Annotated in this window: 15 protein-coding genes; 4 read left to right on the top strand and 11 right to left on the bottom strand. The window is 59.9% G+C overall.

Annotated elements, in window-relative coordinates; genetic code table 11:
- The first annotated feature begins 101 nt into the window (after positions 1-101).
- Positions 102-890 (top strand): FadR/GntR family transcriptional regulator, encoded by a 789-nt coding sequence (locus MCRY_RS12900; protein ID WP_085630493.1) that lies wholly within the window; start codon positions 102-104, stop codon positions 888-890.
- Here the strand turns inward: MCRY_RS12900 and MCRY_RS12895 are convergent.
- The 4 genes from MCRY_RS12895 to MCRY_RS12880 all read right to left on the bottom strand — a co-directional run bounded on the left by MCRY_RS12895 (position 887) and on the right by MCRY_RS12880 (position 3,921).
- Positions 887-1,678: a class II glutamine amidotransferase gene (locus MCRY_RS12895; RefSeq protein WP_085630491.1), complete on the bottom strand. Its 792-nt coding sequence runs from the start codon at positions 1,676-1,678 to the stop codon at positions 887-889. The two genes, MCRY_RS12900 and MCRY_RS12895, sit on opposite strands and share 4 nt — an antisense overlap.
- A 2-nt stretch (positions 1,679-1,680) precedes the next feature.
- Positions 1,681-1,935 carry a DUF6356 family protein gene (locus tag MCRY_RS12890; protein ID WP_085630489.1) on the bottom strand — a complete coding sequence of 85 codons (255 nt, stop codon included), beginning with the start codon at positions 1,933-1,935 and terminating at the stop codon, positions 1,681-1,683.
- Between the two features lie 148 nt (positions 1,936-2,083).
- Entirely contained in the window at positions 2,084-2,872 is a 789-nt protein-coding gene (locus tag MCRY_RS12885) for an exodeoxyribonuclease III (RefSeq protein ID WP_085630487.1), read from the bottom strand.
- Positions 2,873-3,015: 143 nt separating this feature from the next.
- Positions 3,016-3,921 carry a LysR family transcriptional regulator gene (locus MCRY_RS12880; protein WP_085630485.1) on the bottom strand — a complete coding sequence of 302 codons (906 nt, stop codon included), beginning with the start codon at positions 3,919-3,921 and terminating at the stop codon, positions 3,016-3,018.
- Between the two features lie 216 nt (positions 3,922-4,137).
- Between MCRY_RS12880 and MCRY_RS12875 the strand changes: the two genes are divergently transcribed.
- Complete coding sequence (locus MCRY_RS12875; protein ID WP_085630484.1) at positions 4,138-4,581, top strand: DUF4399 domain-containing protein; 444 nt, start codon at positions 4,138-4,140, stop codon at positions 4,579-4,581.
- A 51-nt stretch (positions 4,582-4,632) separates the two neighbouring features.
- On the opposite strand, the gene MCRY_RS12870 is transcribed toward MCRY_RS12875, so the two are convergent.
- The 4 genes from MCRY_RS12870 to MCRY_RS12855 form a co-directional block, all read right to left on the bottom strand.
- Positions 4,633-5,193, bottom strand: a complete 561-nt coding sequence (locus MCRY_RS12870) for a type 1 glutamine amidotransferase domain-containing protein (RefSeq protein WP_085630482.1) — start codon at positions 5,191-5,193, stop codon at positions 4,633-4,635.
- Between the two features lie 88 nt (positions 5,194-5,281).
- Positions 5,282-7,309 (bottom strand): NADPH-dependent 2,4-dienoyl-CoA reductase, encoded by a 2,028-nt coding sequence (locus tag MCRY_RS12865; protein WP_085630480.1) that lies wholly within the window; start codon positions 7,307-7,309, stop codon positions 5,282-5,284.
- Positions 7,310-7,375: 66 nt separating this feature from the next.
- Positions 7,376-8,557: a TIGR03862 family flavoprotein gene (locus MCRY_RS12860; RefSeq protein ID WP_085630478.1), complete on the bottom strand. Its 1,182-nt coding sequence runs from the start codon at positions 8,555-8,557 to the stop codon at positions 7,376-7,378.
- Positions 8,554-9,882, bottom strand: coding sequence for a mechanosensitive ion channel family protein (locus MCRY_RS12855; protein ID WP_085630476.1), 1,329 nt, complete (start codon positions 9,880-9,882; stop codon positions 8,554-8,556). The genes MCRY_RS12860 and MCRY_RS12855 overlap by 4 nt, the downstream gene beginning before the upstream one ends.
- A 91-nt stretch (positions 9,883-9,973) precedes the next feature.
- Here MCRY_RS12855 and MCRY_RS12850 point away from each other — a divergent pair, with 91 nt between their 5' ends.
- Positions 9,974-10,294 (top strand): HNH endonuclease, encoded by a 321-nt coding sequence (locus MCRY_RS12850; protein WP_085630474.1) that lies wholly within the window; start codon positions 9,974-9,976, stop codon positions 10,292-10,294.
- Between the two features lie 181 nt (positions 10,295-10,475).
- Complete coding sequence (locus MCRY_RS12845; protein ID WP_085630472.1) at positions 10,476-11,414, top strand: pirin family protein; 939 nt, start codon at positions 10,476-10,478, stop codon at positions 11,412-11,414.
- Between the two features lie 3 nt (positions 11,415-11,417).
- On the opposite strand, the gene MCRY_RS12840 is transcribed toward MCRY_RS12845, so the two are convergent.
- Genes MCRY_RS12840 through MCRY_RS12830 form a run of 3 tightly spaced genes read right to left on the bottom strand, consistent with a single transcriptional unit; the run spans position 11,418 to position 14,290 of the window.
- Entirely contained in the window at positions 11,418-12,032 is a 615-nt protein-coding gene (locus MCRY_RS12840) for a hypothetical protein (RefSeq protein WP_085630470.1), read from the bottom strand.
- Between the two features lie 28 nt (positions 12,033-12,060).
- Positions 12,061-12,387 carry a hypothetical protein gene (locus tag MCRY_RS12835; RefSeq protein WP_085630468.1) on the bottom strand — a complete coding sequence of 109 codons (327 nt, stop codon included), beginning with the start codon at positions 12,385-12,387 and terminating at the stop codon, positions 12,061-12,063.
- On the bottom strand, positions 12,374-14,290 hold the full coding sequence (locus MCRY_RS12830) for an OmpA family protein (protein ID WP_085630466.1): 1,917 nt from the start codon (positions 14,288-14,290) through the stop codon (positions 12,374-12,376). Before MCRY_RS12830 ends, MCRY_RS12835 begins: the two co-directional genes overlap by 14 nt.
- Positions 14,291-14,324 lie beyond the last annotated feature (34 nt).

The raw sequence follows: 14,324 nt of genomic DNA, 5'->3' as shown, positions 1-14,324 counted from the left end.
GCAACCCAGACCCGCGCCCAACGCATAGCTGCGACATTTTCGTTGATCACTTTTAAGGATCACTTATTTTACCACTAACGATCTGACACGCAGGACACCCGATGCCGAACTCAGTCGCAAATCTCTTCGGACCCGTCGGTCACGAATCGGTGGCGGACACCATCGTTCACCACATCGAAGAGCTGATCGTGTCCGGCGTGCTCAAGGACGGCACCCGCCTACCGTCTGAGCGCACATTGGCGGACGAGATGAAAGTCTCCCGCCCCAAAGTGCGCGAGGCGCTCAAACGGCTGGAAGAAAACGGCCTGATCATCGTCCGCCACGGCGAAGGCAATTTCGTCGCCCCCCTTGTCGGGTCGGCGATGTCCCCCGCGCTGGTCGATCTCTACGCACGCCACGTCACCGCGTTCGAGGATTACCTCGAATTTCGCCGCGAACAGGAAAGCTTTGCCGCAATGCTGGCCGCCGAACGCGCCACCGAAGAGGATTGGGAGCTTCTCAAGGGCATCATCCACGAGCTTGAAGAGGCCCATACCAAAGGCGATGCCGAAACCTCACGCGATGCGGACGTCCGGTTTCATGCCGCCATCGTCGACGCCAGTCACAATTCGCTCATGGTCCACACCATGGCCGCGATCTACCAGCTCATGGCGCGCAACGTGTTCTACAATCGGGATTTTCTGCGCGCCATCGACGGCACGGGGGAAATGCTGCTGGACCAGCACAAGCGCATCGCCGATGCGATCATTCGTGGCAAACCGGAAGAAGCGGCCGATGCAGCCGCCGATCACATTGATTTCGTTGCGCGCAGTTTCCGGGTCGGACGGGCGCAGGACCGGCGCGAAACGGTCTCGCGCCGCCGCAAAGCCCTACTGAACATGCGCGCCTAAGCCGCGCGGGCCACGTCAAAAGCCAAAGGGACCCGCGATACACCACCGTGAGACAGCGTCACCAACGCGTCCGGCTCAATCGCAGCCCACGTCAGCGTTTTGGAGTCCAATGGCTCTGACGCCAGAACCCAGCCACCCTCGCGTGTTTCCGCCGCATAAAGGCTGGGCGCCCGCGCATCACTGGAATGACGGAACGCATAGATCGCGTCACCATCCGACATCACGCAGGTCAGCCGCACCGCCTCGTCGCAACCCTGCCCATAGCAACTGTGCTCCTGCAACAGCGCCACAACGGACTGCACGGCCTCTGCCGGATTGTCCTCAAGCCCATGCGCCAGAAGCAACAGGAAGATCAATTCAGAGTCCGTTGTCCCCCTACGCGCGAGATACAGGTCATCCGGCAACAATGCTTCCAGTGCGCGACGAATACGGTCGATATCCGGCACTTGCCCATTGTGCATGAACGACCAGCGCCGATGCGCAAAGGGATGGCAGTTCAACCGCGTGGTTTCACCTGTGGTGGACGCCCTGACATGCGCCAGAAACAGTGGAGATCGGATCATCTTGCACAGGCTCAATAGGTTGCCGTCAGACCACGCAGGCAGAACATCGCGATACAAACCCGGCCCTGCGCCTTCGGCGTACCACGCGAACCCAAACCCGTCGCCCTGCACAGCAAGCTTGGCCTCATTTGCGTGCTGACTCTGCTCCAACAAAGAATGCGCCGGATCGACAACAACATGCGCAATCGGAACGGCCGGTCCCAGATAGGCGGCAAGGCGACACATGTTCAGTGCTCGGCGTTGGTATGCCGCGCTTCAATCCGCGCGTGCATCTTACGGATCATTCGGCTTGCCGTGGTCTCGAACAGCGGCGGAATGATCGCATGGATCAGCGCCGCCATAGACGCCAGAAACAACCGCCCGGCAAAACCAAACGCAAAGCCCGCATGTTGCAGGTAGGTTTCATTCACACTCGCCGGATGGTCGACAAACCCGCGAAGAAAACCGGGCCGCGCTGCTGTATCGGTGTCTTGAACTGCCATGGGGTGCTCCTTGGTTCGATGCTTGCCAACATCATGGCAGATCAGCAAAGAGCGGTTTTCCCAAAAACCATGGCGTGTCGCATAGATGCTGGGACATTTTCGCAACTTATGATTCAATGATGGGAAAAAATCTCACCCACCCACATGATCACAGATCAAACGTCGCAAACACCGGCGCATGATCGCTGGGCTGCTGCCACCCGCGCGCATCCCGCAAGACCCGACTGGAATGCGCCGCGTTCGAAATATCCGGCGTCGCCCACACATGGTCCAGCCGCCGCCCCTTATCTGCTGCATCCCAATCCTTGGCGCGATAACTCCACCACGAATAGAGCAACCCGTCGGGGATATCCTGCCGGGTCACATCGACCCAGCCACCCGCATCCTGCGTTTCACCGAAATGCTCGACTTCAATCGGCGTATGACTCACCACCTTGAGCAATTGCTTGTGCGACCAGACATCATCCTCGCGCGGTGCGATGTTCAGGTCACCGACAAGGATCGCCTTCTCAGGACGCTCCGAATGGAACCAGTCCCGCATCTCCGTCAGGTAATCCAACTTCTGCCCAAACTTTTCGTTCACCTCGCGGTCCGGCACATCTCCACCCGCAGGCACGTAGAAATTGTGAATGGTCACACCATTCTCCAGCCGTCCCGCAACATGTCGCGCATGCCCTAAACTGGCGAAATCCTTGTCGCCCAGATCTTCGATCGGCAGCTTCGACAGGATGGCAACGCCGTTATAGCCCTTCTGCCCCCGTGCAACCATGTGCCCATAGCCCAGCGCCTGAAACTGCTCCATCGGGATTTTCTCGACCGGGCTTTTGCACTCCTGAAGGCACAACACATCTGGCGCCTCCTCGGACATCAGCTTGGCCACCAGCCCTTCGCGCAGACGAACCGAATTGATGTTCCAGGTGGCAAGGGTAAAGGGCATGGCATCGCTCCGTCAGGGGATCAGGTCGCCAGACACTGCCTCCACCAGCCACAGGTCGCAACCCGGAAACCGGCATAAAAAAACGCCCCGGCTATGGCGTCCGAGGCGTGAAGGTGGTCTGCGAACAGACGAGGGAGGATGTCTTACCAGTCCTTCGGGCCTTTGTCAGCAAACTGGTGAACCAGAAAGTCGATGAAAGCGCGTACCTTGGGCTGCGTGAACCGGCCCGGAGGGTAGACGGCGTAGATGCCTTGCGTGTCGATCGGTAGATCGGGGATCGCATCTTCGACCAGACCCTGCGCCATAGCATCGGCGTAGAGAAAAGATGGCAGATACGCGATGCCCAGCCCTGCCACACAGGCATTGAGCAACGACTGACCATCGTTCACCGAAAGCCAACCAGCCGTGCGGATTTGGCGTTTTTCACCCGAAGGTGCCGTCACTTTCCACACGTTGCCGCTCGACTGGTTCGAATAATGCAAAAGCTTGTGTTCGTTCAGATCGTCGATCCGACGCGGACGGCCATATTTCTCGAAATACCCCGGCGCTGCGATCATGCGCTTGGTGGTCTCGGTCAGCTTGCGCGCCCGCAGCGTGCTGTCTTCCAGCTCACCGATGCGCACTGCCATATCGAACCCTTCAGAAATCAGTTCGACGTAGCGGTTGTTCAGCACCATGTTCACCGTGATATCCGGGAAATCCGACAGGAATTCGCCCAGCACAGGCGACAGGTGGTTCACCCCGAAATCGGTCGCTACACTGATCCGCAACAAACCGGACGGCGCAGATTGCATCGACGTGACCAGCGCATCAGCCTCGCCCGCATCGTTCAGCACCCGACGGGCGCGATCGTAATAGGCAAGGCCGATCTCGGTCGGGCTCACACGCCGCGTTGTCCGGTTCAAAAGCCGCGCACCAAGTCGCGCTTCCAAAGAGGACACATGCTTCGAGACAGCGGATTTTGAAATCCCCATCTTCTTGGCCGCGTCAGTGAAGCCACCCTGATCCACAACTGTGGCAAAGGCCTCCATTTCGGTAAGACGGTCCATACGTATTCCTCGTGTTTCGTTGAGGAAGGTATGACGGTCAAATCAGGCGCGACTTGGGCGCACTGCAGACAATATCTGGGTTTTGTTGGGCAATGTCGTGCAGACGGAAACGGCAAATTAACCCTCATATGGCGTAACCGTGATTGTGCGAATTGCATATCCCGGCCTATCTTTGACCTAGGGGAAGGCACACTTCCTCATCAGGGAGGAGTATTCATGTATCGTTTTATTTTCGGGGCTACGATTGCCCTTGCGTCTGCCACCTTTGCCCAAGCCAACGAAACGCCCGCGCCCGCCGACGCGGCGGTCTATGTCGTGAATCTCGAAAACGGCACGACCGTACAGTCCCCGGTCACCGTGATCTTCGGACTTGCCGGAATGGGCGTCGCCCCTGCTGGCGTCGAAAAAGAATCCACCGGCCATCACCACATCCTGCTCAACCGCGCGCCGTTCGGCGAAGGCGCCGACGATGCGGAACTGATCGCGAACGGCATTCCATCCGACGAAAACCACCTGCATTTCGGTGGTGGCCAGACACAGGCCAGTCTTGATCTACCAGCCGGGACGCACACAATTCAGTTGGTGCTGGGCGACCATTTCCACGTCCCCCACAATCCTGCTGTGGTCAGCGAAGTGATTACGATCACCGTCACCGAATGACAAAAAGCCGGGCACAAAGCCCGGCTTTCCATTCCGTCCTGAGGTCGCGGCTTACGCAGCCTTGCGCTGGTGCTTGCCCTCTTCGATCTCTTCCACGATCTTGGACACAAACGCCTTGAGGTCGTCAGGCTGGCGGCTTGTGATGATCGCCTGATCCACAACCACAGCTTCATCTTTCCAGTTTGCACCAGCGTTAATCACGTCGGTTTTGATGGAATGGTACGAGGTGGCATCGCGCCCCTTCAGGATACCCGCTTCGATCAGCACCCACGGTGCGTGACAGACCGCGGCAATTGTCTTGCCCTGATCATGGAACGCGCGGACCAGTTCCAGCACGTCGTCATTCACGCGCAGAATGTCCGGGTTGATCTGACCGCCGGGAATGACCAGCGCATCGTAATCGTCGGCAGACACGTCCGCGATCCTGGCATCGGCCTCGGCCTCACGACCCCAGTCGCTGCCTTCCCAACCCTTGATGGCATTGCCATCAGGCGTCGCGACATGAAGCGTCGCTCCCTTGGCGCGCAACTGATCGCGCGGGAATTCCAGTTCGGATTGTTCAAAACCGTGGGTGGAAATGAGTAGGATTTTTGCGTCACTGATTGCAGGCATTTTTGGCCTCCTGATGTATTGAATGTCCAAGCGGGGCCTCGTGCCCCGCCGTCTGACTCATCAACGCATCAGGCAACCAACCTGTTCCTTACAGTGACGCCGCCAAACGCGTGCCCTGATCAATCGCCCGCTTGGCATCCAGTTCCGCTGCCACATCGGCCCCGCCGATCACGTGGCACGCGATGCCCTTGGCCTCCAATGCATCCGCCAGCGACCGCTCCGACACCTGCCCGGCACACAGAACAACCGTATCGCAGGCAATCACTTCAGGCCGCTCTCGCGCTTCGCCGAAAGACACATGTAACCCTTCGGCGTCGATACGCTCGTAATTCACACCGGCCTTCATCTGCACATCTTTCATCATCAGGCTCATGCGGTGAATCCAGCCCGTAGTCTTACCTAGCCGCTTGCCCGGCTTTTCCGCCTTGCGCTGCAGCAGCGTCACCTTGCGTGCAGGCGGGCTGGGTTGCGCACCTTCAGCGGCCAAACCAGACCTCTGGTCAGCAGGATCAGTGACACCCCACTCCTTCATCCACTCGGGCAGATTCTCGGTCGGGCTTTCGCCCTCATGCACAAGGTATTCCGACACATCAAATCCGATGCCGCCCGCACCCACGACCGCCACACGATCCCCAACCGCAGCCTTGCCGCGCAGGACATCCACATAACCAACCACATTGGGACCATCCTGACCGGGGATCTGCGGATCACGGGGCAGCACGCCAGTTGCGATGATTACATCGTCAAAGCCCGCCAGATCATCGGCACCTACCGCCTTACCAAGAGAGACAGTAACCCCGGTCTCTTCCAACATGGTACGGAACCAATCGACCAGCCCCCAGAACTCTTCCTTGCCCGGCACCTGCTTGGCCATGTTCAACTGACCACCGATCTCATCGGCCTTGTCGAACAGGGTCACCTGATGCCCGCGCTCTCCCGCAGTGATCGCTGCAGACAAGCCCGCAGGCCCCGCGCCCACCACCGCAACGCGCTTTGCGTTTACAGTTGGTTCAACTTTCAGCTCGGTCTCGAAACAGGCCTTGGGGTTCACAAGGCACGACGAGATCTTCATCTGGAATGTGTGGTCCAGACAGGCTTGGTTACACGCAATACAAGGCGCGATCTGCGCCCCCTTGCCCGCTGCCGCTTTCGCCACGAAATCCGGATCGGCCAGGAACGGCCGCGCCATGCTCACCATATCGGCGCATCCGGTCGCCAGCACCTCTTCCGCAACCTCGGGCGTGTTGATCCGGTTTGATGTGATCACCGGAATACCCACCTTGCCCATCAGCTTTTTCGTCACCCAGGCAAAGGCCGCACGCGGCACGCTTGTGGCAATCGTCGGAATCCGCGCTTCGTGCCAGCCAATGCCGGTGTTGATGATCGTGGCGCCCGCCGCCTCAATCGCCTGCGCAAGCTGCACGACCTCCTCATGGGTCGATCCGTTCGGCACCAGATCGATCATGCTCAACCGGTAGATCACGATGAACTCTGGCCCCACCGCCTCTCGCACCCGGCGCACCACCTCGACCGGCAGGCGCATGCGGTTCTCGTACGGTCCACCCCACCTGTCCGTACGCTTGTTGGTGTGGGTCACAAGGAACTGGTTGATGAAATAGCCTTCCGACCCCATCACCTCGACCCCGTCATACCCGGCTTCCTGCGCACGTTTCGCAGCGGTCACGATGTCGCTGATCTGCTTCTCGATCCCGTCCTCATCCAATTCAATCGGCGGAAACGGAGAGATCGGGGATTTCACCGCAGACGGTGCCACACATTCCTTGCCATAGGCGTACCGCCCCGCATGCAGGATCTGCATCGCAATCTTGCCATCCGCCTCATGCACCCGGTCCGTCACGATCCGGTGGTTCGCGATGTCCTGATCGGTGAACAACCCAGACGCACCCGGAAACACCCCGCCTTCGCGGTTCGGTGCCATCCCGCCCGTCACCATGAGGCCAACTCCGCCCCGCGCACGGGTCGCGTAGAACTCGGCCACGCGGTTCCAGTCGCCGGTCTCTTCCAGGTTGGTGTGCATCGACCCCATCAGCACGCGGTTTTTCAGCGTTGTGAACCCAAGGTCAAGCGGGGCCAGCATATGCGGGTATGTGGACATGGCAGTACTCCTCCGTTGGCATCACCTGACACGCCCCAAGTTGACGTGTCACGCCCCAACGTCACGTCACGGCCTGTCGTATTCCGCCGCGTGACGCCCGGCCCAAAGCCCGGTGGCGAAACAGGCGGTCAGCAGATAGCCGCCCGTGGGCGCATCCCAGTCAAGCATCTCGCCCGCGCAAAACGTGCCGGGTCGGTCCTTGAGCATCAGCGTGTCGTCAAGCGCGTCAAAGGACACACCGCCGGCAGTCGAGATCGCTTCATCCATCGGGCGCAAGCCCGCGTGTCGGATCGGAACCGCCTTGATCATCTGCGCCAGTGCGATTGGGTCATGCGGCAAAGGATGCACGAACTCCCGCAAAATGGCCTGCGCCGCAGGGGACAGCTTCAACACACGGCGAAGGTGGTTCGACAGGCTGGCCTTGCCTTTGGGTTTCGCCAAACGCTCGACCACCGCTTGAAGGCTGAGGTCGGGCATCAGGTCCAAGGTCAGATCAGCCCCTTCGCGCAAGGATGGTGCTAGCGGATAGACGCCGCCCCCTTCCAAGCCGCGTTTCGAGATCACCACCTCACCACGCGACACCTGATCGCCTGCGTGTAAGGCAATGCCTTTCAGCGGAGCGCCAAAATGGCGGACCATGTGATCGGACCACTCTACCAACTGCCCGACATTCGACGGCTGAAATGGAGCGACCTCGATCCCGTTCGCTGCGAAACGTTCTGCCCAGTGTCCGTCAGACCCCAGCCTCGCCCAGCTTGCCCCGCCAAGCGCAAACACAGTGACCCGCGGTGTTAGGACGCGTGCGCCTTCGGGCGTTTCAAAATGGTGGATGTTCCGTTCCCAATCGACCCAGCGCCAGCGGGTGTGCCGTTCAAGCCCCAATGCATCTAGCCGCGCCAGCCAAGCCCGCAGCAAGGGTGACGCTTTCATCGCATGGGGAAACAGCCGTCCGGTCGATCCGGTGAAGGTGGTTTGGCCTAGACCCTCGGCCCAGCCTTTGACCTCAGACGGTCCGAACGCCTTGAGACAGGCACGCATGGTCGGATGCAGACCAGTGCCGTAGGTCGCAAGGAACGGACCGAAGGCCTGCATCTTGGTAAGGTTCAACCCCGACTTCCCCGCCATCAGGAACTTGCGTCCGATGGACGGCTTCGCCTCGACCAAGGTTACCGTCCGCCCCGCCGTCAACAGCGCCTCTGCCGCCATCAGGCCCGCAGGCCCGCCTCCGATGACCAGCGCGTCCGTCACTCTGCCGAAGGTGCGTTGCGCAGTTCGACAACACGGTGCGGATAGGGGATTTCGATGTTGTGCTCTTTGAGCGCGTTCCAGATCAGAAACAGCACGTCCGAGGCATATTTGTTTTTGCCATCATCAATACCGTTCACCCAGAACTCTACGCCAAAGTCGATGCCACTGTCACCGAACCCGCGCAGTTCAACGTCGGGCGGTTCGGGGGATTGCAGCACACCGGGATGCCTTGAAACGGCTTCTACGATGATATCCGGTACCAGATTGATGTCGGTGTCATAACTGACCGAAAACGCCACCTCGAGCCGATTGGCGCTGCCCTGATCGGAATAGTTGATGATCCGCGTGGTGATGAAATCCTCGTTTGGCACCACGATCCAACGCCCGTCAAAGGTTTCGAGGATCATCGCGCGGGCGGTTGTCTTGACGATGGTGCCCGCCTGCCCATTGTCGAGTTCAACATAGTCGCCGACCGTCGCCTGCCCTTCGAGCAGCAGGATGACACCAGAGATATAGTTCGACGCGATCTTCTGCAGACCAAAGCCGAGACCCACACCGATCGCACCGCCCAGCACGGCAAGAGAGGTGAGCGGCACACCCATGATGTTCATCAGCAGAATAAAGGCGAGGCCGAAGATCAGAAGCTCTGCCGCCTTGGCGGCAAGCTGGCGGGTGGCCGGGCGCATCTCTTCCTGTTTGTTGATATAGGCGGCGGATTGATCATTCGACCAGCGCCCCAACCAGAACAAGAGCGACCCCGCGATCACACCGCGCAATAGGGCCATGACCGAGAACGAGATGTTTCCCAGCGAAACGGTGGTGGTGTTCAATTGATCGGTCAACAGATCGAGCAGTCCCACCGCATAGAGCGCGACAACGGGCAGCAGCACATAGCGGCCCAGAAGTTTCAGGAACGGGTCGGTGATGATGTCCCGAACAAGGACACGGGCGGCAAGGAACAGGAAGAGCCCCTTGCCAAATGCGATCACCGTGCCTGTCCCGAATACACTGCGGGTCACCTGTTCGCCAATCGCCGCGAACATATAGGCCAGAACCGGCAGCAAGAGCGGAAGCGTCAGCAGCACGCTGCGTCGCATCCGGGCAAACATTGAAACGCTATCGTCGGGTGGCGTCAGCACGCGGGTCAGCACCGGGCGGATGCGACGGGTCAGGACAACCGCTGCGACATAGGACAGGATCAAAAGCGCGAATTGAGACCATGCTGCCGGGGACAAGAGCCAGACCAAGGCAATCTCATATCCCTGGATCGCAAAGCCGACCGCAGTCTGGACGATGGGCGGTTGCGCCGACAGGTCCCAATCCATGACGATTCCCTTGAAATTTCACCCCAATGTTTCAGCTAGATGCCTTGACCCACGCTATAGCACAAGCCTCGTGGGCCGGAGACATGCCGCTTTGACCGAGACTGACCCGATCTGCCCTCTGTGTTTGCGGCCCATTCCGCCGGGCGTGAAGCAAAGCCAGCATCACCTGATCCCCAAGTTGAAGGGCGGCAAGGGTGGGCCAACGATCTTGGTGCATCACATTTGCCATCAGGAGATCCACGCGACACTGACTGAGGCCGAGTTGGCACGGGATTTCAACACCCCCGAAGCGTTGAGGGCACATCCGCAGCTTGCCGGGTTCTTCCAGTGGGTGTCGAAACGGCCACCCGAGTTTCAAGCACGTGGGCGCAGCAGCCTGCGCAAGCAAAGGTCGCGCAAGAGCAAGAAATAGGTCAGCCTGTGCACCCCATTGTTTCGCGTGCGAAACATTGGGACCGGATCGGACCCTTTAACGATTTGTTAACAAGTTTACCTATCTGTGCGATTGTGCGCACAATTTACGCGAATTGGTATAATTGTGCAAATTTGCTTTCCGCCTATCTTGTTGCAAGCAAACAGATTGGAGCATCCCGATGAGTTGGAACCCCGCCCTTGATCCGCATTGCCCCACTGGCAATCAGGTGGACGCCATCGATACCCTGATTATTCCCCGCGCCCGCGATCTGGGCGGGTTCGAAGTGCGTCGCGCTCTGCCTGCCCCGCGCCGTCAGATGGTTGGGCCTTTCATCTTCTTCGACCAGATGGGACCAGCAGAATTCCTGCCGACCAAGGGGCTCGACGTGCGGCCACACCCGCATATCGGGTTGGCCACGATTTCGTACCTCTACCGGGGTCGGATGCACCATCGCGACAGTCTCGGCACTGATGCGTGGATCGAACCGGGTGCGGTGAACTGGATGGTGGCGGGACATGGAATCACCCATTCCGAACGCACGGATGACGCCACGCAGACCGACCCGATGCCGTTCTTCGGGATTCAGACATGGGTCGCCTTGCCCAAGGATCACGAGGATCGCGCGCCCGATTTCGAACACGCACCCGTAGAGGCGCTGCCGTTCCTTGAAGGTGAAGGCAAATCCGTGCGGCTGATCCTTGGCGATGCCTGGGGCGAACGTGCTCCGGTCAAGACAGCGTCCGAGATGTTCTATGCCGATGCAATGCTTGAAGCGGGCGCGGCGATTCCGCTGCCCGACAATCACGAGGATCGCGGCGTTTATGTTGTCGAAGGATCGGTGACTATTGCAGGAGAGACCTATGAGGCGGGACGCATGATGGTGTTCCGACCGGGTGACCGGTTGTCGATGCAGGCCGGGCCAACGGGCGCGCGGATGATGCTGCTGGGCGGTGAAACGCTCGAAGGGCCTCGGCACATCTGGTGGAACTTCGTGGCATCGTCCAAGGAGCGCATCGAAGAGGCCAAAGAGGCGTGGCGCGCTGGAGATTGGGCGGCTGGCCGGTTCCAGCTGCCGCAGGGGGATGATGCAGAGTTCATCCCTTTGCCGGATCGGTGAGGTTTACTGGATGTCGGCGGGACACAGGCTGTAAAGCCCCGCCGCGCCATCGGTCATGGTGCACATGATGCCGCCCCAGTGAAAGCCGCGCAGGCCTTCGGAATATTCGATCTCGAACCATTCGTACCCATCGGAAATGATCCCGGTGGCGGCGACGATCAAGATTGCCTCCCCGAAAGACAAGCTGTCGGAGCGGGCGAAATCAATCCCCGGTCCTGTGCGGACGTTGCCGCCCAAAGACGCGGCCAAGATTTGGGAGGAGGCTTCAGGAAGCTCATACCCCGCTTGCAGTACGCAGAGTTTCGGGTCCTTATCATTAACGAATAGCATCACCTCGGTCCCTTTGCCGCGCACGAGGAAATGCCCGGCGGGCAACACGATGTCGTAACCAAAGCCCGACCCAACCGGGACGGGCGCCATCTTGAGCGCTTCGCTTTCGAGCATGAGCGTTGCACTGCCATCCGAGCCTGTGGGAATGACGACCTGAATATAAGGGGATGTGGCGCTGCCTTCGTCGCAGACAAAAACCGTGCCGGGCGGAATATCGCCGTCGGCCAAGAGCGGACTGGCCACGAGGGCCGCACCCATCACCAGAGACATGACGCGGTTCAATGGCATGGCGTCGCTCCTGTGCCGGGCTGGCTGGTCAGCTTGCGCTGATCCGCTCCACGTAGACGCGCATTTCTTCGGCCTCGTGGCGGGCGTCGCGCAGGCCTTCCATCGCGGCGGCCAGCTCGGCCTCGGTCTGGGCAAGCTGGTTCGTGAGTTCTGCCTCGCGCTGCTGGAGATAGGTGATCGCCTGATCGCGGGTTTCTTCGGCTTCGTGGAGTTCCTGACTCATCCGTTCAAGCTGATCCATATCGGCCTGACTGACGCGGGTGAAGCGATGCACAAGCCAATTGGCGAACCATCCGAGGCAGAACGCCACGAAGAGAATGATCGCGGTGGTGATCACAAACTCAGTTCTGTCCATCGCTGGTGTCCTCTGCGCCGTCAGTTTGTGATGTTTCGTCTGTTGGCGCGGAATCTGCAATACTTTCGAGCGTTGTTTCTGTTTCTTCCACGGGTTCGGGACGACGTAGTTTGAATTCGATCCGGCGGTTGGCCTCGCGGCCTTCTTCGGTGTCGTTTGTGGCGATGGGCTGTTCTTCGCCGTAGCCGCGCACTTCGTAGCTGGCAGTCAACACGCGACGCTGGCGCAGCGCATCGACCACGGCTTGTGAACGATCTTGGCTGAGTTGCTGGTTCATCACTTCACGCCCTTGGCTGTCTGTGTGGCCCGCAATCACCAGCGGGATGTCACCGCAGATTTGCAACAGCTCGGCGATTTCGTCCATAATGTCCTGCGTCGCAAGATCGAGCGTCGCAGATCCCGGTTCGAACGTGATCTTGCGGTCGCCGATGATCTCGACGATCTGGGCTTCACATTCTTCTGGGGTCGGAATGCCGAGAAGGGGATCAAGCTTTTCCTGATAGGTGATTTCGATCTCGAAATGTTCGCTCTCACCAAGCTTGTCGGCCAAGAGACCCGCGATTTCCGAACTGGCGTTCTGGTTGCCCGTGTTGCCGCTGATCGACAGCGCGTCCGGTGTTACCATGACCGCACCATTCGACAGACGCGACAACGCCTCGAGCCCTGCGAGCACACGGCTGGACCAATTGGCAGGCAGCGTTTCGTCAACACGCGCAGTGGTGCGCACGGTCGATGATCCAAATGCGGCGCGGGCAAAGCTGTCAGCGGTTGTGCGGGCGATTTCACTGTTGATGCGCCCGCGCAACTGCACGTCGCCTTCGGGGCTGCGGGTTGCGGTGAATTCGGGAATGCCTTCGGGCGCTGCCTCGGGCGGTGTGGGCAGGGTGGCGTTGACCACAAACACATCCGGCAGGTCGGCCTCGAGTGCGCCCACGACCCGGTCGAACAACGATTGGTCGGCCCCTTCAAGTGCAAAAAGCGTCACATCGGCATCCGCGAAGGTAATGCTGCCACCGCCAAGTGCATCAATCGCGCGGATGCCCAGAGCAGACGCCAATCCCCATTCTTTGGTCGGAGTACCAAGACCGAGACGACAATCAAGCTTGCCCTCCAGCCCAGCGTCGGCTGCCGCCTTGAGGATTTGGGACCGGTCATCTTCGGTTGGTGCGGCGCATGCATCGAAGCGCACACCCTCGGCATCCTTGATAAACCGCAGCGTAAACGGCGAAATCACCGGGCGTGGTGCGGTGATGTCCAGCGCAAGGCGCAGATCGTCCCCGGCGCGGCGGGCCAGATCGGCTTCGACCCGGCGGCGGGTGTCTTCGTTCTCGACCGCACCTTTGATCGTCACGCGACCTGCCTCGATCGAGATCTTGGACCGGTCGAGCACGCGGAGTACGGACACGGCATATTCAAGCGCGTCGTCCAAACCGTCGGGCACCGGATAGTCCGCAACTTCGAGCAAGTCAGACAACGGCGCGTCGGGCACGGCTCGGGTGATATCTTCCACCAATTGATCACGGTCCACGCTGGCGGGCAACAGACCGATCATCGACACTCCGCTGTCGTTGCGCAGCAGTTCGACCGAGAAGCGCGGCGGGGCAATGCCGTCGCGATCTATTATGTCGATCTGGTCGATGACCCTTGCAGAATCGACCACCCGACCGGCCGCGCTGAGGGCCTGAAAGCGGGCGGCTTCGGTGGGGGCGGTCCCAATGAGAAACACCAACAGCCCGTCGGTGTCCACGTCCGCCCAAGTCAGTGCGTCTCGGTCGAGTTCCGTGCGCACAGCCCGTTCCGAGCTTTCCTCGACAGCACCTGCTGCCACCCACGCGGCACCAATGCTGAAGACCGCTGCAAATGCGAAGGCACAGAAGAGAATGAAGACAGAAGACAGGCGCATCCACGTTCCGCGTCAGTTGAGGTTGGCAAAGCGA

This window comes from Marivita cryptomonadis (genome assembly GCF_002115725.1).
Taxonomy (GTDB): Bacteria; Pseudomonadota; Alphaproteobacteria; order Rhodobacterales; family Rhodobacteraceae; genus Marivita; species Marivita cryptomonadis.
Note: the sequence above shows the minus strand (reverse complement) of the source record. Positions and strands in the feature narration are given on the sequence as shown.

Bases quoted from the DNA above. Each gene is read 5' to 3' on its own strand.
- MCRY_RS12900 (WP_085630493.1), top strand. From the start codon at position 102: ATGCCGAACTCAGTCGCAAATCTCTTCGGACCCGTCGGTCACGAATCG.
- MCRY_RS12895 (WP_085630491.1), bottom strand. From the start codon at position 1,678: ATGTGTCGCCTTGCCGCCTATCTGGGACCGGCCGTTCCGATTGCGCAT.
- MCRY_RS12890 (WP_085630489.1), bottom strand. From the start codon at position 1,935: ATGGCAGTTCAAGACACCGATACAGCAGCGCGGCCCGGTTTTCTTCGC.
- MCRY_RS12885 (WP_085630487.1), bottom strand. From the start codon at position 2,872: ATGCCCTTTACCCTTGCCACCTGGAACATCAATTCGGTTCGTCTGCGC.
- MCRY_RS12880 (WP_085630485.1), bottom strand. From the start codon at position 3,921: ATGGACCGTCTTACCGAAATGGAGGCCTTTGCCACAGTTGTGGATCAG.
- MCRY_RS12875 (WP_085630484.1), top strand. From the start codon at position 4,138: ATGTATCGTTTTATTTTCGGGGCTACGATTGCCCTTGCGTCTGCCACC.
- MCRY_RS12870 (WP_085630482.1), bottom strand. From the start codon at position 5,193: ATGCCTGCAATCAGTGACGCAAAAATCCTACTCATTTCCACCCACGGT.
- MCRY_RS12865 (WP_085630480.1), bottom strand. From the start codon at position 7,309: ATGTCCACATACCCGCATATGCTGGCCCCGCTTGACCTTGGGTTCACA.
- MCRY_RS12855 (WP_085630476.1), bottom strand. From the start codon at position 9,882: ATGGATTGGGACCTGTCGGCGCAACCGCCCATCGTCCAGACTGCGGTC.
- MCRY_RS12845 (WP_085630472.1), top strand. From the start codon at position 10,476: ATGAGTTGGAACCCCGCCCTTGATCCGCATTGCCCCACTGGCAATCAG.
- MCRY_RS12840 (WP_085630470.1), bottom strand. From the start codon at position 12,032: ATGCCATTGAACCGCGTCATGTCTCTGGTGATGGGTGCGGCCCTCGTG.
- MCRY_RS12835 (WP_085630468.1), bottom strand. From the start codon at position 12,387: ATGGACAGAACTGAGTTTGTGATCACCACCGCGATCATTCTCTTCGTG.
- MCRY_RS12830 (WP_085630466.1), bottom strand. From the start codon at position 14,290: ATGCGCCTGTCTTCTGTCTTCATTCTCTTCTGTGCCTTCGCATTTGCA.